Source organism: Trichocoleus sp. FACHB-262 (genome assembly GCF_014696035.1).
In the GTDB taxonomy this organism is placed as follows: Bacteria; Cyanobacteriota; Cyanobacteriia; order FACHB-46; family FACHB-46; genus Trichocoleus.
This window is the reverse complement of sequence record NZ_JACJPK010000046.1, coordinates 235,278-251,390: the sequence shown is the minus strand read 5'-3', so window position 1 is coordinate 251,390 and position 16,113 is coordinate 235,278. Positions and strand designations below refer to the sequence as shown.

Here is a 16,113-nt window from a genome sequence, read left to right as displayed (position 1 = left end):
CGACTGATTCGGTGCGCTTTCGCGCCCCTTCTCCCTCGACCGCTTAGCCAATATAACGAAGTCCACACGGGATTGTCAAGGGGGAGATCGAAGATTTTTTGGATTATTTTCAAAAGCTCTCTGTGTCGAGGTTTGCGTGACAATAGTACAGAAGAGATGCCAGAATGCGTCGTGCTTGCGCAGAAGGGGGAGTTTGTGAATTTTCAGTCGGTTATTGCTACTCTGCATCAGTTTTGGAGCAATCGCGGTTGCTTGATCGTCCAGCCCTACGACACAGAAAAAGGCGCTGGAACTAAAAGCCCGCATACCTTTTTGCGGGCTATTGGACCAGAGCCTTGGTCAGTTGCTTATGTTGAGCCCTGTCGTCGGCCTGGAGATGGGCGCTATGGAGAAAATCCAAATCGAGTGCAGCATTATTATCAGTATCAAGTGCTGATTAAACCCTCGCCAGACAGCATTCAGGAAATCTATCTAGATTCTTTAAGAGCATTAGGTATTCATCCAGAGGAGCATGACATCCGTTTTGTAGAAGATAACTGGGAAGATGCAGCAGTTGGAGCCTGGGGTGTTGGCTGGGAAGTCTGGCTAGATGGCATGGAGGTGACACAGTTCACTTACTTCCAGCAGTGCGGTGGTATTGATTGCCGCCCGGTTTCCGTTGAAATCACTTACGGTTTAGAACGGTTAACAATGTACCTCCAAGGGGTAAACTCAATTTTCGACATTCGTTGGAATGATGAGCTCACCTATGGAGATGTGCACCTCCAAGGAGAGGTTGAGAACTCAACTTACAACTTCGAGGCTTCAAACCCAGAGCTACTGTTCACACTGTTTGAGTTGTATGCGCAGGAAACAGAGCGACTAATGCAACAGGAGCTGGTTTTACCTGCATTCGACTACGTCTTGAAGTGTTCTCACACATTCAATTTATTGGATGCTAGGGGAGTTATTTCTGTTACTGAGCGTACGCGGTATATCCTAAAGATTCGCAATTTGGCACGGCAGGTAGCTCAGCTTTATTTAAAGCAGCGAGAGGCATTGGGATTTCCGCTACTAGAACTTCAAAAGACTAAAGTGTCTTCACTCTAAGTATTAAAAGATTGAAAGTAGTCTTTAGCCTTTGAGAGTTTTCTGTTTCGGAGAGGTCTTCAAGTTCGACGTTGAGCCAACTTCTATGCTTATCTATCTACCGTCACTATAGTGATAGAACTAGAGCTATTACTGAAGTATAAAGGAAAACAAATGTCGGGATTGAGCGAATTCCTAGAACCAACTGCTGCTTGGTTCCGCAGTCTGGGTATTCCTGAGCCCGTTGTGCATTGGGGGCATCCAGCCATGATGGGCATCGTAGTTGTTGCCATGGGTAGTGCTGTTGGCATCACCGGATGGCGCAGCCGACTAGCAACTGATTTTACGATCGCAGACCAAAGCCGCAATGCACATCCTAAGATTGCTGGTTGGATGTTTTTGTTTATGGCTTTGGGTTTTACGGGTGGTGTTCTATCACTAGTGATGCAGCAGCAGCCAGTTCTTGAAAGCCCTCACTTTTGGACGGGCTTGGTGGTGTTGAGCTTGTTAGCTTTTAACGGTGTAATTGCTCTCGCAGGTTTTGGTGGTAACAAATCACTGCGTATAGTTCACGCTTTGCTAGGGAGCATTGCCTTGTTGCTGATGCTGGTTCATGCGGGGTTAGGTTTGAAGTTAGGGTTATCAATCTAGTTCAGGAGGCGATTGATGACCCTAGCGGGTATTATTCTATGTTTTGCTTACATTCTGGGATTGTTGATAACTACAATCCCAGGCGGCGGTTATTTATTGCTGGGGCTGGGCATTGTAGCAGCCTTGCTAGCTCGCCAACGCTTTGCTATTCCGCCCGCGATCGTCCGTTCGTTACGTTTACCAGAAAGTTGGCAACTGAGATGGAATCCTAAAGTTTGTATAGCTGCTGGGTTGGTGGGGCTTTTAGCCAGCCTATACTTTCAAGTCCGTACACCTCAACCAGCGACAAACGATGTCAGCAAACTGATTAGCTCCTCATCGGTTAATTCAGAGCAGATTGTGACTGTTCAAGGAAAGGTCATCGGCTCACCCCGCCTGACTCGGAGTGGGCGATCGCAGTTTTGGATGAAAGCAACCCAGGTCAGTCAGGTAATTGTTCCAGCACAAGTAGCTAACTCCAACCAAGCGGTTAGTGGCAACCTGTATGTAACGCTGCCCTTGTTACAGGGAACAGGTCTGCGATCCGGACAAGCGATCGCGGTTACAGGTAAGTTATACGAGCCGAAGCCTGCTCAAAATCCAGGAGAGTTTGACTTTCGGGCTTATCTGGCGCAAGAAGGAGGATTTGCCGGTCTCAGCGGTCGTCAAATTAGTTTGACACCAGGGACGCCCATTGCTCAGTGGGGCTGGTGGGCGATTCGTCAAAAAATCATTCAAACACAGGTACGCTGGCTAGGCAGTCCTGAAGGACCGCTAGTTAGTTCTATGGTGCTGGGCAGTCGGGCAGTTGATTTGCCTTATGACATCAAAGATCAGTTCGCCAAAATCGGTTTGGCCCATGCGCTAGCGGCTTCAGGATTCCAAACTTCGCTCATTTTAGGATTAGTTCTAGTCTTAACTCGGCGCTTTCCAGCGCGGATGCAAATAATTTCTGGGACAGGGGCGTTAGCTATATTTGTAGGTTTGGCAGGTTTACAACCCGCTGTGCTGCGAGCAGCTTTGATGGGATTTGCAGCTCTGGTTGCTTTAGGAACCCAAAGAAAAATCAAGCCTTTAGGTTCTTTATTGGTTGCAGCGACGTTTCTACTGTTATGGAACCCGCTGTGGATTTGGGACTTAGGGTTTCAATTAAGCCTGTTAGCCACCTTAGGTTTATTGGTCACTGTCCCGCCTGTGATTAAGCGGCTAGATTGGCTCCCTCCCGCGATCGCAACTTTAATTGCGGTGCCAATTGCTGCTTATTTATGGACTTTACCTTTGCAACTTTATGTTTTTGGGTTGGTTTCTCCCTACAGCATTGTGGTGAATTTTCTAACGACTCCATTGATTTCAATTATTAGTATTGGTGGTGTTGTTAGTGCCTTAGCTGCCTTGGTTTGGCCTTTGGCCGGAAGTGCGATCGCTTGGTTGCTTTACTACCCTACTCATGGGCTAATCGCCATTGTCGATTTCTTTAGTCGATTACCGGGTAATTCTATTGCGGTAGGGACTATTTCTACGTTGCAACTCGCCGTTTTGTATGGCCTGATTTGTCTTGCTTGGCTACAGACTTGGTGGCAGCGTCGCTGGTGGGCAGCAGGTCTGATTGCTGTTGGCTTAATTGTGCTACCCGTCTGGTATAGCTACACAACCTTGTTTCGGGCAACCGTCCTAGCGACATCTGGAGAACCCATCTTAGTGGTTCAAGACCAAAGTCGCGTTGGCTTGGTGAACAGTGGCAACGAAGCGATCGCTAGTTTAACAGTGCTGCCATTCCTGCAAAAGCAAGGAATTAATCAAATCGATTGGGCTGTGGCTACAGACACTCAACATAATCATCAAGGTTGGTCCCAAATTGTAGATCAGCTGCCAATTAAAGCTTTTTATACAAGCGCCGCCTCTAAAGTTAGGGCGGGCGATCGCCCACCTGCCATAGCGTCTGATCAGAAGGCTGTGGTTTTTCCTAGCCTAGCTGCCCAAAGGCATTACCAGCTTTTAGCTTCAGGTCAAACGATTCAAATTGGTTCTACTGCTGTACAACCTGTCAGTACTGATTTAGCTGTCTGGGCCTTTAAGTTGTATGACCAGCCGTGGATTTGGCTAAGCCATCTCAAGAGTAGTGAACAGAACGCTTTGGTAGAGTCAGGCCAATTAGCTCCAGCACAGGTACTTTGGTGGACTGGCGAACCCTTAACCAATAGCTTATTAAAAGCGATTAAGCCGCAAATCGCGATCGCCTCTGCTACCTCCATTGATCCAGATACGTTGGCCCAGCTCCGCCGGAACAAGATTGAGGTTTACTGGACTGGGCGAGATGGAGCTTTGCAGTGGCAACCGAATCAAGGCTTAACTAGGACTCTAGAATCTACAGAAAACGAGGTTCCCCTACTGTAGAATGGGTAAATCCCTCTAAAATAAATAGAGACCAAACCTCTGGAGAGGTGGCAGAGTGGTTGAATGCGGCAGACTCGAAATCTGTTTTGGGGCGACTCAACGGGGGTTCGAATCCCCCCCTCTCCGTTGATAACAGCAGAAATACCGGATGGCTAGCCAAATTAGCTGAAAAAAGGGTTGGAACTTTCCGGTATCGATCATGCTGAGAGAATTAAGTTCGATTGCATTGTTAACCCCCGCTTTGCTGAGCGTAGAAGGCTTGAGTTTTGCTGACCAGAGTCAGGCGCTCAACCTGCCCCAGCTCGATTCCTCACTTAAAGATTTGGTCTGCCAAAATAACTGGAACCGAGCCATTAAGGCAATGGGACCCCGGATCGGCAATCCTCAAATTACATCCCAAGATCGGCAGCAACTGATTGAATTTCGTCATCAACTGCAAGACTGGCAAGCGGCAGGAGCAAAGGTTTCTGAGCTTCCTGGTTGTGAGGGAGTTGCTGTATCGGTAGATGGACCTACAATCGAATACTCAGCATCCACTAGTTTGGATTTTGAAGCAGGATTGGAGTCAGTTGTAGCCATGCGCTCTCTGCCGCAAGGATATATCGGGTATGCGGGCCTCTCTCAAGCAGCCGACTCGGTCGATCGCAGTTGTCGCGTAATTGACGCTAGAGGCAAAAGAATTGATCTGAGCGTTTTATGCGACGGACAGTAGCAAATTGGACTCATGCTCTAGTGCCTTAATTTAATCTAGGCGATCGCTCCCCTCCTATATTTTTGTTTCAGGAATTAGGGGCGATCGTTTCTTTTAGTTGCAAGGAAATGAATCTGATATTCATGACTATTGCGTATGACCCTGCTTATCCTTTGATGGCGACTCCCTTGTACATGAAACCGCCTATTTTAGGAAGAGTAGTGACGTAAAACTTGTCTAATTTCAAGATTTCGAAGTGGTTCGCTTCAACCAACTGCTGAATCTGGCGATTGAGGTGGCAACCATCTCCAATCACTTTTTGTAGAGGCGTGAGGCGATTTTGCCAGACCTGAACTTGGGGGTCTTCGCTCAATCCATGCTCAACAAAGAAAAACTTGCCCGATGGCTTGAGCACCCGATGAATCTCCTGCAATGCTTGATCCACTTTGGCAATGCTGCATAAAGTCCAGGTACTCACCACACTGTCAAACGTATTATCCGCCATTGGCAAATTCTCACCATTTAATAGGCAATGATCTACGGCGATCGCCGTAGCTTGAATACGTTTTTGCGCCAAAGCACTAACACCTGGATTCACATCCACCGTTGTAATTTTCTGAATTTGGCGGGGATAGTATTGCAGATTTAATCCAGTGCCAAAGCCGATTTCTAAAACTTCTCCTTCTACTTCAGCCAATAGTTCTTGCCGATACTGCGCCAAAGCGGGGTGAGACATACCCCAATCTAGGAGTCGTGGAAAAATCACTTGTGAGTAAAACCGCATATTAATATCTCCTCAATTTCCTGCACTTTTCTTTTTCTTAACAGATACCAAACTGTTTCTCAGCAAAAACTCAGTCTGATAGGTCTTAATACACAAATAAGCCCAGTCTTGTCTGGGGCGATCGCACTTTTGTCCTGACTAGTTGGAGAGTTTTATGAAAGCTAATTACCTAACCACTTTGGCCGCTGTTGCAACCCTAAGCTTCGGTGCTCTTGTTGGCTGCTCCTCAGACACCAGCACCACTCCTACCAATGGTGGCACCGCAACTGAAGCTAGCCCTGCTGTAACCGAAGCCAGCCCCGCTGCTGGTGCGGCTGATAGCACTGCCAAGCCTGCTGAAGCTGAGAAAGCAGCTGAAGATGCTTCCAAAGCTGCTGATAAGGCGGCTGATGCTGCTAAGGATGCTGACAAAGCTGCTGACACTGCCAAAGACGCCGCTAAAGATGCTTCTGCTGCAAGTGACGATGCTGCCAAGACAGATGCTGCTAAGCAGTAATTGAGCGAGTTTAACGCTACTTGTTGAGCACCTGACCTAGAAGATTAACTCTAAGGCTTGATCCTGTAACCAGAGCTTCAGAGATTAAATTCTGACTTCAATTAATCAGAGATTGCTAAACACTTTTAGGGCGCAAGATGTTGCGTCCTAAATTTTTTGGGAGTTTATGAGCGCCGCCAGGCGAGCCAGGTCGAGAACAATTTTTTTATGGTAGGAGTTAGACGGGTGCGGTTGTACGCATCTGCAGCTTTACGAATTACTTCTGCTTGAGTGGGATAAGGATGGATGGTATTGGCGATCGCCCCCAATCCCAAATTTCCTACCATCGCCAAGGTTACTTCACTGATCATCTCCCCGGCATGGCGAGCCACAATCGTTGCACCCACAATTTTGTCAGTTCCTTGCTTGACATGGATCTTGGCAAATCCAGCGGTTTCTCCATCTACGATCGCGCGATCAATTTCCTCTAAAGGAACCAAGTAAGTATCTAGGTTGATACCTTGGGCTTCAGCCTGTGGCTCATGCAAACCAACATGAGCCACCTCTGGATCGGTATAAGTCACCCAAGGCATGGTGAGCGAGCTCAGTTTTTTACGTCCTAGAAACAGAGCATTCTGAATCACGATGCGAGCCGCCGCATCAGCAGCATGAGTAAACTTCCAATCCATACAAATATCACCCGCTGCATAAATGCGAGGATTGGTGGTTTGTAGGCGGTCATTCACCCACACCCCTTGAGTTTTGTCATACTTCACGCCTACCCGTTCCAAATCTAAGCCTTCGACCCTAGGAACTCGGCCCGCCCCTACCAAAATTTCATCTACAACGATTGAGTCAGGTTGGCCATTGCTCTCGTAATAAACGACTTTACCTGCACTGCTCACTTCAACTCGCTGAATTTGAGCTGACAACAATAATTGAATGCCTTCGCTGATGAAAGTTTGTTGAATTATCTCAGCCGCATCTGCATCTTCGCGATCGAGGAGGTGAGCGTTCTTGTGCAACACCACCACTTCAGACCCTAGCCGCTGAAATGCCTGGGCTAGCTCACAACCGATAGGTCCACCTCCGACAACTGCCAACCGTTGCGGACGCTGAGTTAAGTGAAAAACAGTTTCGTTGGTCAAGTAGCCTGCCTCTGCCAATCCTGGGATCGCAGGCTCAACGGCACGAGTTCCTGTAGCAATCACAGCTTGTTTAAACCGCAGCGTTTGACCTGCTACTTCCGCTGTATTGGAGCTGGTAAACTTAGCGGTGCCGTAGAAAACATCAACTCCTAGCTGTTGAAAGCGTTGAGCTGAATCATGGTGGCTAATCTCGGCCCGCACTCGTCGCAACCGCTCCATCACGGTAGCAAAATCAACTTCCAGATGTTCTGGTATCTGAATGCCATGCTGTCCTGCCGCTTTCAAGTCAGCAACTGCCCGAGCAGAGCGAATCATACATTTCGAAGGAACGCAGCCCACATTGAGGCAATCGCCTCCCAACAAGTGCTTTTCTACCAGTGCAACTTTTGCTCCCAAGCCTGCCGCTCCAGCGGCTGTCACTAGCCCTGCCGTTCCTCCTCCAATGACCACTAAGTTGTAGCAAGCAGCCGGTTGCGGATTAGTCCAATGGTCAGGCCGTACCTGATTCACTAAAGCTTCGTTATACTCATCCATCGGTAGCACTTTTACCGACTCAACGCTTGGCTGAGACATCAGTTCCTCCAGAAATTTCGTTTAAGGCTTTTTGGGCAACTTGAGTGACGTAAATGGTGACAACTACAGTGGCAACTAAGCCCACACTGTAGAAGACCAATTCCGCTGGGGAACGCGATCGCCCTGTAGTTTTGGTAGCTAAGGTTGCCAAATCACCCAACAGGGAACCAATGTAAACATACATAATAGTGGGTGGCAGCATGCCCAAGCAGCCCAATCCATAATCTCGAAGAGATACTTGCGTAATGCCAAAAACATAGTTCAACAATATAAATGGGAAGGCAGGAGAGAGTCGAGTCAACAGCACAATTTTGAGCCCTTCCCGTGCCACTGCTTGATCTACGGCGTTAAATTTGGCATGACCTTCAATCTGCTGAGCTACCCATCCTCTCGCTAAATATCTGCCGACTAGGAAAGCCGCGATCGCTCCCAGCGTGGCTCCTACAAAGGCATAGATGGAGCCAAAAACGACCCCAAATAACACCCCCGCTCCTAGCGTGAGTAAAGAGCCTGGAATCAAGCACAGAGCTGCAAAAATATAAATGCAGATAAAGGCGATCGGTGCCCAAACACCTAAACTCTGAATTTTCTCTAGAGCTATTGCCAATGAAGCTGACAAATTCAAGTATTTAATTGCTCTTAAAAGAACAGCTACTACAATCAGTACACCAGCAAATTTGAACCCTAGAATCAATCGTTTCCTCAGCAGCTCTCGACTCATAATTTATTTACTTTAAAGAAGCTGAGCAGATGTTAAAGATAGATTTTATTCCCGCAATGCTTGAGGTCAAGCCTGATAGGATTGGATGAAAAATTATCCTCACACATCTTCCAATCTATGTTAGGTCATAAACAATTTAAGGCTTTATCAGTTGCACTGTCTTTTACAATTCTCACTTTTGCATTTTCCAGCCAGCCTGCGATCGCGCAATTAAAAGTTGGTAACTTAAGTGAAATTGAAGGAGATGTTACCTGTGGTCGTGGAACGGGTGGAACCCTAGCCTATGCAGAAACCAAAAATTATTTAGTTTACATTTGTGGTGCAGAGGATGATCCCACTGCTCCGCGCTTCTACCGTAGCCGTACGAGAAATGGTGGCCCAGGGTTGAACCTAGAAGCAGTTAATTATGATCCTCGGCAATTGCGCTATTTCGAGTTTAGAAACAACGGCTATACCTATATCTTGCAGATTCCTACCTCCCGAATTCCTAACCCCGTGCTAGCAGTTGAATTTCCCAATGGGAAACGGGTTGAGGAGAGAGTCACTAGATATTTAGCTCGAACTGACGTAAGTACCCCGAGTCAAGGAGTTTGCTCATTCATTACTAGTAATTCTGTCAATATTCGGAGTGGCCCTAGCACCACCTACTCCGTGCTGACCCAGCTCAATCGCGGTCGTGTAGTCAGGGCACTGAATCGGCGGGGCAACTGGGTCAAGCTGGTAGGAGTTGAAGACCCAACCACCGAACGGGTACGCCCGATCAATGGCTGGGTTTCCAATGCATATATCAACGGCTGTTCAGAAGATCAGTTTGACCGCTGGCGGAGGTAGTGGGCGATATACCAATGAAGAGATGAGAAGCGATCGCCACAGTTGCCTCGGTTACTCCTGAGGATTGACCGCAGAGAATAAAGCTGAGTAGTCTGCTTCGGCTAAACTCATCTTCTGAGCAATCTCTAAAATTGTTTGGACTCCTGCCAAACTGCTGACATTTAATCCTGCTAACTGAGCTGCTCCTAAGAACAAATTCATATCTTTCAACAAATGCTTCGTGGGGAAATTGGGATTGGTGTAATTACGCTCCACCATGCGGGGTAACTTTTTGTCGAATGTCGGTGCGTACAAAGCACTATCCCGCAAAATGTTCATGAAAGTTTCCACATCCACGCCTTGCCGCATCACAAAGCCTAGACTCAAGGCAAAAGCCGTAGTCAACGAGCCAATTAATTGATTGAGCGCTAACTTGAGAGCCGCTGCACTTCCCACCTCGCCGATCAACTGCGGCTCTGGCCCTAGGTGTTGCAAGAGACTTAGCCAATGTTGGAACAGCTCTGGTGAACTTCCTACCATGATGATCAATTTACCTGCCTGCGCCTCTGGAATGCTGCCCAGCACAGGTGCTTCTAGATAGCTGCCTCCCGCCGCCTCAACTTCTGCCGCGATCGCACAACTCTCAGCTGGGGCGATCGTGCCCATCTGAATGATGGTACGTCCTGTCAAGGCTGAGCGTGTTTCTGGTGATAAAAGCACAGCCTGGATGGCAGGAGCATCTGTCAACATCAGCAACACACAATCTGCTTGTTGCAATACCTCCACTGGGGACTGAGCGATCGCAGCTCCGGCCTGTTGTAGCGGCTCTAGTTTCTCTGGAGTACGGTTATAAACAATGACCGACAGATCAGCAGCCAACAGCCGCTCTGCCATCGGCAAACCCATCAAGCCTGTGCCAATAAACCCGACTGTTACCACTGCATTCCTCCACTTGTTCAGCGATCGCCGTTCTGATTCCCCATTAATACTACTGACTAGCGATCGCTCCCTGTCATCCGTCGGCTAATTTCTCTACAGCCTGATCAACTGAGTGAATTTTGCTTCCCTACATTTGAAACAAAAACTTTCACAAAAGGAGTTTCAGAAATGACTTGCTCCTGCCAAGCTAAGTTCTGAGCACCTAAATTTTGGGGTTGATAAGTTGGAATGGTAGACAGCACGGTACAAAGTTGTTCGTCTGGAAACTCCGGTGGCGCTAGGCGAGACTCGTTTTTGACTTCAACAGATTTCATTTGAAAGCTAGATGAGCTTTGCTCTTCCATTAGTACCCACAAGGGATATTCCCAGTCATCACCCCCTAAAGCCAAGCCAACCGAACGACATTGATGTTTCTGGATCAAGGCGATCGCTGCTCTGTAGGGAGCTTGCAATTCCTTACGTGCTCCGCTGAAGTAAACTTCTGAACGTGACAAAGTCAGAATTGAAGCAGATTGTTCATCGGAACGATTAGGCAAAGCCAGGAGAGGATGTCTCATAGGCGTAAGGGCATATAGGATCGCCATGAATGCTAAGAGTACTAAGAATGCTCTACGCAGCTTCAAGGGTGCGATGCGATGTAGACAATAAGTAATCAAAGGAACATTCAATACAAACAAGGGTAAAAGTAAGCGATTGCCCCAAACCTGCCATTTCAATAGCAAACAGAAACTTAAAAAACTAACTAAATTAGCAATCGACAACATCAATAAATCTAGAATTTTGGTGCCTCGACTTAGATTTTTGCAGCCAAAAATTAAGATAAGCCAACCTAAAATTATTAATAGAAGATGGATAGGATTACCAACATAATCTTCATGTGGAGCTAAAATCTTAAGCAATGCCAAAGGAAGTTGTGACACATCCCCAGCTAGAGGAGTAGGAGAATAGTTAAGCCTTGGGTCGTCAACATCAACTTGCAAAACACTCTGATGAATGAAAGCAGTTAACTGCCAAAATCCTGGAATTGGCAAGTTGATGGCTAAATATTTTAGGATATTAGAAAAAATTTGAGGCACACCTAATACCTCGTTCCTAGTCCCAAATTCTGGCCCCATCCAGCTATCAAATAGCAAATAATTTCTCCAGTAACTAGGCAGTGACAAGCTTAAGCTGGCCACGGAAATTAAAATGAAATTTAAAGCAGTTGATCCAAACTGGCTAATTACTTTTTTAAGCGTAGTAGGGTACTTTAAAGTCTTATAAGCTAAATTGCGAACCAGAAGAATAACCATTAGAGGAAAACCAAATACAAAGGCTGTTGGCTTAGCCAGAATGCTTAATCCCAAAGATGCAGAAATCCAAAAATAGTCATGCGCTTTATAGTCTTTTTTTGTAAAAATAAAGTAGACTAAGCAAACCAGCCAATAAGTAAGAGTTAAATCAGTTTGGGGGGTGGTAGCCTGCATAATAGCCATTGGCAGACTGGCACAAACCAACATAGTGAGCCATTTGGCAGCATCATGAGTTAATTTCTCAGCAACCAGAGAAGTACCTCCTATAATTCCTAGAAATGCTAACCATTGAACACAGCTAGCGAAGCGATCGCTACGAGCTAATATTTGTAGTTGAGCAACCAAGTATCCCGTCCCGGGAGGCAAAGAAATTTGACGTATGTTATTGGTTGGATAGTAAGCAACCGTTTGATTTTGCAGCCAATGCATAACTCGTGGTAAGTGGTAAGTCATAGCATCCCAATTATTAGGTGCCGCAATCAGAGCAGTGGCTAATGTAAGGCCAAGAACACTGAACACTGTAAAAATAGAAATTAAGTTATCACAATCGAAAAATCGCCAATTTAGAGTTTGAAGTTTAAGCGGCTGTAGCGATCGCCGCTTAAACTTCAAACCCACCAATGCAGTGTTTAAAGCTAAAAGCAAGCTCCAAAAGCTGGCAACAGAGCTAGTTTCTAGAGAGTGGTTAAAGCTTAAAGCCTCAGTCAAAACTACAATCAATATTCCGTAAATGATAGACGATTTAATGAATGCATCTCTTAAACATAGACGCTGACCAGGCTCAAGAGAAATAAAAATAAGAACTGTGCTTAAAAAATTGAATGCAAGCAGCAAAATCAACATTCCAGCTCATCAACAACAGTGGCTATTTTCGCCTATAGTATATCGATGACTGATATTAAAAAACCCCCTAAGCGATCGCTCAAGAGGTTCAATATGCATTCTGAGTGTTTAATTTTTACTACTTAGCAGCTTTAAGCAGTAGCTCAGCAATCTCAGTTAATTGCTGTTTATTAAAAGCCTGAATTAGTGCTTTAGCAGTAAGTCTGGGTTCCATAAACATAGCTGGAGCAGTAGATTCAGGAATATAGCGCACAGGTTCTGGCACTGCGGCAAGACGACGTAGCTGTTGACTAGGTGCTACTTCATCTGCTCTGCCTGTCTGGACCAAAGCACTCGCTTCTTTTAGCTCCTTAATTACTAGAGGCGCTAGAACTTGATAGGAGTTCTTAGGATTGGCGATCGCGGCTTGAGCCGTTTTGACTAAGTTCTGCCAAGCATTAACTCCTTTGCCCAATTGCAACAAGCGAGCACACAAAGCTTGTAATTGTTGGCGGCTAGCAGCTGATTCTTTTTGCTTAAACAATTGCAGCATCTGCTTCAGGCCTACTGTAACCTGGGCAGTCAAATTATTGGCTGAATTTGCAGATTGAGCCTGAGGTTGAGCAGAAGCTTTAGGTTTGGCAGACTGAGCAGCTGCAACAGTCGATTTGCTGCCCACACCAATAAGGCGATTTAGATAGTCTTGTAGCTCGCTAAACGCGGGTTCTGACTCTTGTAAAATCTGGTCGGCATCTTCATCTCTCAGACCAAATGGCCCTTGAAGGCAATCAACTAATTCCTTTAAAGCATCAAAACCTTTAAGGAAAAACGATTCTAGTTGTTGATCAACGGTGAGGGGGTGCTCTTGTAATAACTTAAAAGAGTCTTCTAGGCGATGGCCTATTTTGTGAATGCTGGTGAAGCCTAGCATTGCTGCCCCCCCTTTGATGGAGTGGGCTGCGCGAAATAGCTCATTCAATCGCTCTGAATCTGCCACTGTAGAGCGTAAATCCAGCAGCCCGCTTTCCAGAGTTTCGAGGTGTTCTTTTGCCTCTTCAATGAAGTAACCTAAGATTTGCTGCTGCTTTTGCTTCTCCATTTGCATGGCAGAGTCCCTCAATGTGACGATTTTATCCCTGCTAGATCCCAACGAAAAATCGGCAAACTGATCCTCGGCCCAGCTCAAAGGCTGAACTACTAGAGTCACGATTCTTGTCGAACCGCACCTCAGATCAATTGCCGCTCAATCTGTTATCAAAATAGCTGGGAAACGTAACCAATCGGCTTGGTGCCAATACCGAACTTTGTATGGAGAATAGGATAAGAGATTCCAGTTCTCCGTATTTTATACAGGTCAAATTTGACAATGCAGGAACCTAGTACTTACGCAGGTGGTTGCCATTGTGGGGCAGTTCGCTTCCAGGTCAAGGTCGCTCGGCATGAAGCTGTTGACTGTAACTGCTCAATTTGTCGCAAAAAAGGATTTCTCCATTTGATTGTGCCTCCGGAAAACTTTACGTTGCTAGCTGGCTCTGAGGCACTAACAACTTATACCTTTAATACGGGCACAGCCAAACATCTGTTCTGCCGTACCTGCGGGATTCATGCCTTTTATCGGCCTCGCTCTCATCCCAACGATTTTGATGTGAATGTACGCTGTCTTGACGGTGATGTGTTGGCAAAGTTTCAAATTACACCGTTCAATGGCAGCCAGTGGGAGGAAAATATTGACCAGCTGCACTCAGAGTTAAACCCAGACACAAACATTTCTGGTCGTTAACCTACATTTGTTAAGCTCGATTGCTAGCGTAAGCCTTTCAGCCTTTCAGGTAAGATAAAGAACGGAAGTTCTGGGCAGAGGAGAGGGTTAGTTTGCCTACGCTTGGCGTTAACATTGACCACATTGCCACGATTCGACAAGCGCGTCGGACGGTGGAGCCAGATCCGGTTGCGGCAGCTGTTTTAGCAGAGTTAGCTGGAGCGGATGGGATTACTGTTCACTTGCGCGAAGATCGACGGCACATCCAAGATCGAGACGTGCGGCTGTTGCGACAGACGGTACGCACTCGTTTGAATTTGGAAATGGCGGCAACTGATGAGATGGTCGCGATCGCCCTCGACATCAAGCCTGACTATGTGACCTTAGTTCCGGAGCGGCGGGAAGAGGTGACGACGGAGGGTGGCTTGGAGATCGCAGGCCAGCAGGAGCGCATGGCGCAAGTGGTAGCCCAGTTACAAAATGCTGGAATTCCAGTGAGCTTATTCATTGATGCTGATCCTGCTCAAATTCAAGCTTCCACAGCCGTTGGTGCCAAATTTATTGAGTTGCATACAGGCCGTTATGCAGAAGCTCATGATGAAGTGAGCCGAGCCAAAGAGCTAGAAGTTCTGGCAGAGGGGTGTCGGCAGGCGATCGCGGCTGGGCTACGAGTCAACGCTGGACATGGCCTCACCTACTGGAATGTTTACCCAGTGGCCTGTCTAGAGGGTATGGAAGAACTCAACATTGGGCATACCGTCATTAGTCGAGCGGCACTCGTAGGGCTGGAGCGAGCCGTGCGGGAGATGAAGCAGGCCATGCGTGGAGAGCTATAGGCCAACAATTTTCAACTAAGTAATTTAAGAACGGGAATTATTCGAGATGCAAACCTACTATTACCTCGTCGCTAGCCAGCGTTTTTTATTCGAAGAAGAACCCTTTCATGAAGTTCTAGAAGAGCGAAATCGCTATTATCGCGAACAAGAAAAGGAAATTGATTTTTGGTTGGTGAAACAACCTGTATTTCTAGAAGCTTCAGAGCTGGCAGCGGTGAAGGCGAAGTGCCCCCAGTCTCCAGTTGCGGTGATTTCTACGAATCCTCAATTCATCACTTGGCTTAAACTGCGTTTAGAGTTTGTTTTGACAGGAGAGTTTCAGGCTCCTAGCGCCTCTATCCCTGACCCGCTTGCTTCTTTAGCATCGGTATCCTAAACTCCACTCAACGACGGAATTACTGTCCCGTTTCTGTTTCTCTGCTAGGCATGCTTGAGGTTTTTATACTGATGAAGCGATGTCCCCCTGTTTTACTGCTTTCGATCCTGCTAGCTGCTATGGAAGTAGTGGTCGGAGGCAGTGCGATCGCTCAGACTCGCTACTCAGCATGCCAACCCCCTAATGCCGCAGAGTATCTTCTCTTAGTGCCTGGCTCCGCAGCAGACAAACAAAACCAGTTGAAGCGAGTTTTGCCTGCTACAGCTGATTTGACAGTTTGCAATTACCAGAATCAAGTGGTCACTCGTGTGAGTGGCTTTAGTAGCTTGGGCATTGCTAATGCTTGGGCACAGTATCTTAAGGAAGTAAGCGGCTTCGATGCGACTGTCGCCCGTCCTGCTGAAGCTGAAGCAACAAAACCTTCAGCACCTAAAATTCAGCCACAGCCAACAAGTCCGAATTTAGCAAATCCAAATCCTAATAATTCAGCTTACAGTCCCCGACCCTTAGGGACAGGCTATGCAGTTTTAGTGGATTATTTCGATCAACCGGAAATTGCTGCTCAAGTGCGACAGCTATTGAGCCAGGATGTGGGCTTGGTTTCTTATGGGCAAAAACCTTATTTGTTAGCAGGCTATACCACCAACCAAACAACTGCGAACGCTACGTTGCAAACTTTGAGCGATCGCGGTTTTTGGGTCATGTTGGTAGATAGCCGTCGGGTTGTCTTGCTCAAACCTACAGTTATGATTTCAGCGGAATAGGTCAGGGTAGCGAGCGACTGAACTATGCGCT

General features: G+C 46.8%; 16 protein-coding genes and 1 tRNA gene. 11 read left to right on the top strand and 6 right to left on the bottom strand.

Annotation, left to right across the window (positions count from 1 at the left end; translation table 11 throughout):
• Positions 1-195 precede the first annotated feature (195 nt).
• The 5 genes from glyQ (at position 196) to H6F68_RS10195 (ending at position 4,804) form a co-directional block, all read left to right on the top strand.
• Positions 196-1,089: a glycine--tRNA ligase subunit alpha gene (gene glyQ, locus H6F68_RS10215; RefSeq protein WP_190558640.1), complete on the top strand. Its 894-nt coding sequence runs from the start codon at positions 196-198 to the stop codon at positions 1,087-1,089.
• Positions 1,090-1,242: 153 nt separating this feature from the next.
• Positions 1,243-1,719 (top strand): DUF4079 domain-containing protein, encoded by a 477-nt coding sequence (locus tag H6F68_RS10210; protein WP_190558638.1) that lies wholly within the window; start codon positions 1,243-1,245, stop codon positions 1,717-1,719.
• A 15-nt stretch (positions 1,720-1,734) separates the two neighbouring features.
• Positions 1,735-4,092 (top strand): ComEC/Rec2 family competence protein, encoded by a 2,358-nt coding sequence (locus tag H6F68_RS10205; protein WP_199300013.1) that lies wholly within the window; start codon positions 1,735-1,737, stop codon positions 4,090-4,092.
• Positions 4,093-4,133: 41 nt separating this feature from the next.
• Positions 4,134-4,218 (top strand) — tRNA-Ser (locus tag H6F68_RS10200).
• A gap of 73 nt (positions 4,219-4,291) precedes the next feature.
• Complete coding sequence (locus H6F68_RS10195) at positions 4,292-4,804, top strand: hypothetical protein (protein WP_190558634.1); 513 nt, start codon at positions 4,292-4,294, stop codon at positions 4,802-4,804.
• A gap of 145 nt (positions 4,805-4,949) precedes the next feature.
• Here H6F68_RS10195 and H6F68_RS10190 read toward each other — a convergent pair whose 3' ends face one another.
• Positions 4,950-5,567, bottom strand: a complete 618-nt coding sequence (locus H6F68_RS10190; RefSeq protein WP_190558632.1) for a class I SAM-dependent methyltransferase — start codon at positions 5,565-5,567, stop codon at positions 4,950-4,952.
• 154 nt (positions 5,568-5,721) lie between these two features.
• On the opposite strand from H6F68_RS10190, the gene H6F68_RS10185 reads away from it, so the two are divergent.
• Positions 5,722-6,063: a hypothetical protein gene (locus H6F68_RS10185; RefSeq protein ID WP_190438715.1), complete on the top strand. Its 342-nt coding sequence runs from the start codon at positions 5,722-5,724 to the stop codon at positions 6,061-6,063.
• A 164-nt stretch (positions 6,064-6,227) separates the two neighbouring features.
• On the opposite strand, the gene H6F68_RS10180 is transcribed toward H6F68_RS10185, so the two are convergent.
• Positions 6,228-7,763 (bottom strand): mercuric reductase, encoded by a 1,536-nt coding sequence (locus tag H6F68_RS10180; protein WP_190558630.1) that lies wholly within the window; start codon positions 7,761-7,763, stop codon positions 6,228-6,230.
• Complete coding sequence (locus H6F68_RS10175; RefSeq protein WP_242065430.1) at positions 7,744-8,388, bottom strand: TVP38/TMEM64 family protein; 645 nt, start codon at positions 8,386-8,388, stop codon at positions 7,744-7,746. The genes H6F68_RS10180 and H6F68_RS10175 overlap by 20 nt, the downstream gene beginning before the upstream one ends.
• Positions 8,389-8,601: 213 nt before the next feature.
• On the opposite strand from H6F68_RS10175, the gene H6F68_RS10170 reads away from it, so the two are divergent.
• A complete protein-coding gene (locus H6F68_RS10170) occupies positions 8,602-9,315 on the top strand; it encodes an SH3 domain-containing protein (protein ID WP_190558626.1) in 714 nt (237 codons plus the stop codon).
• A gap of 51 nt (positions 9,316-9,366) precedes the next feature.
• Here H6F68_RS10170 and H6F68_RS10165 read toward each other — a convergent pair whose 3' ends face one another.
• From H6F68_RS10165 to H6F68_RS10155, 3 genes are all read right to left on the bottom strand, one after another.
• On the bottom strand, positions 9,367-10,254 hold the full coding sequence (locus H6F68_RS10165; protein WP_277876041.1) for an NAD(P)-dependent oxidoreductase: 888 nt from the start codon (positions 10,252-10,254) through the stop codon (positions 9,367-9,369).
• An 83-nt stretch (positions 10,255-10,337) separates the two neighbouring features.
• Positions 10,338-12,368 (bottom strand): glycosyltransferase family 39 protein, encoded by a 2,031-nt coding sequence (locus tag H6F68_RS10160; RefSeq protein ID WP_190558624.1) that lies wholly within the window; start codon positions 12,366-12,368, stop codon positions 10,338-10,340.
• Positions 12,369-12,486: 118 nt separating this feature from the next.
• Positions 12,487-13,452, bottom strand: coding sequence for an Hpt domain-containing protein (locus H6F68_RS10155; protein WP_242065429.1), 966 nt, complete (start codon positions 13,450-13,452; stop codon positions 12,487-12,489).
• A gap of 261 nt (positions 13,453-13,713) precedes the next feature.
• On the opposite strand from H6F68_RS10155, the gene H6F68_RS10150 reads away from it, so the two are divergent.
• From H6F68_RS10150 to H6F68_RS10135, 4 genes are all read left to right on the top strand, one after another.
• On the top strand, positions 13,714-14,127 hold the full coding sequence (locus H6F68_RS10150) for a GFA family protein (protein ID WP_190558621.1): 414 nt from the start codon (positions 13,714-13,716) through the stop codon (positions 14,125-14,127).
• 92 nt (positions 14,128-14,219) lie between these two features.
• The gene (locus tag H6F68_RS10145) at positions 14,220-14,942 is read left to right on the top strand and encodes a pyridoxine 5'-phosphate synthase (protein ID WP_190558619.1); all 723 of its coding nucleotides are present in this window, start codon (positions 14,220-14,222) and stop codon (positions 14,940-14,942) included.
• Positions 14,943-14,988: 46 nt separating this feature from the next.
• Positions 14,989-15,318 (top strand): MgPME-cyclase complex family protein, encoded by a 330-nt coding sequence (locus tag H6F68_RS10140; protein WP_190558617.1) that lies wholly within the window; start codon positions 14,989-14,991, stop codon positions 15,316-15,318.
• A gap of 71 nt (positions 15,319-15,389) precedes the next feature.
• Entirely contained in the window at positions 15,390-16,082 is a 693-nt protein-coding gene (locus H6F68_RS10135) for a hypothetical protein (RefSeq protein ID WP_199300012.1), read from the top strand.
• The last annotated feature ends 31 nt before the right edge of the window (positions 16,083-16,113 follow it).

Excerpts from the sequence above, each read along its gene's own strand:
- H6F68_RS10170 (WP_190558626.1), top strand. The coding sequence starts at position 8,602 with ATGTTAGGTCATAAACAATTTAAGGCTTTATCAGTTGCACTGTCTTTT.
- H6F68_RS10140 (WP_190558617.1), top strand. The coding sequence starts at position 14,989 with ATGCAAACCTACTATTACCTCGTCGCTAGCCAGCGTTTTTTATTCGAA.
- H6F68_RS10150 (WP_190558621.1), top strand. The coding sequence starts at position 13,714 with ATGCAGGAACCTAGTACTTACGCAGGTGGTTGCCATTGTGGGGCAGTT.
- H6F68_RS10135 (WP_199300012.1), top strand. The coding sequence starts at position 15,390 with ATGAAGCGATGTCCCCCTGTTTTACTGCTTTCGATCCTGCTAGCTGCT.
- H6F68_RS10160 (WP_190558624.1), bottom strand. The coding sequence starts at position 12,368 with ATGTTGATTTTGCTGCTTGCATTCAATTTTTTAAGCACAGTTCTTATT.
- H6F68_RS10155 (WP_242065429.1), bottom strand. The coding sequence starts at position 13,452 with ATGCAAATGGAGAAGCAAAAGCAGCAGCAAATCTTAGGTTACTTCATT.
- H6F68_RS10190 (WP_190558632.1), bottom strand. The coding sequence starts at position 5,567 with ATGCGGTTTTACTCACAAGTGATTTTTCCACGACTCCTAGATTGGGGT.
- H6F68_RS10205 (WP_199300013.1), top strand. The coding sequence starts at position 1,735 with ATGACCCTAGCGGGTATTATTCTATGTTTTGCTTACATTCTGGGATTG.
- H6F68_RS10195 (WP_190558634.1), top strand. The coding sequence starts at position 4,292 with ATGCTGAGAGAATTAAGTTCGATTGCATTGTTAACCCCCGCTTTGCTG.
- H6F68_RS10180 (WP_190558630.1), bottom strand. The coding sequence starts at position 7,763 with ATGTCTCAGCCAAGCGTTGAGTCGGTAAAAGTGCTACCGATGGATGAG.
- H6F68_RS10185 (WP_190438715.1), top strand. The coding sequence starts at position 5,722 with ATGAAAGCTAATTACCTAACCACTTTGGCCGCTGTTGCAACCCTAAGC.
- H6F68_RS10210 (WP_190558638.1), top strand. The coding sequence starts at position 1,243 with ATGTCGGGATTGAGCGAATTCCTAGAACCAACTGCTGCTTGGTTCCGC.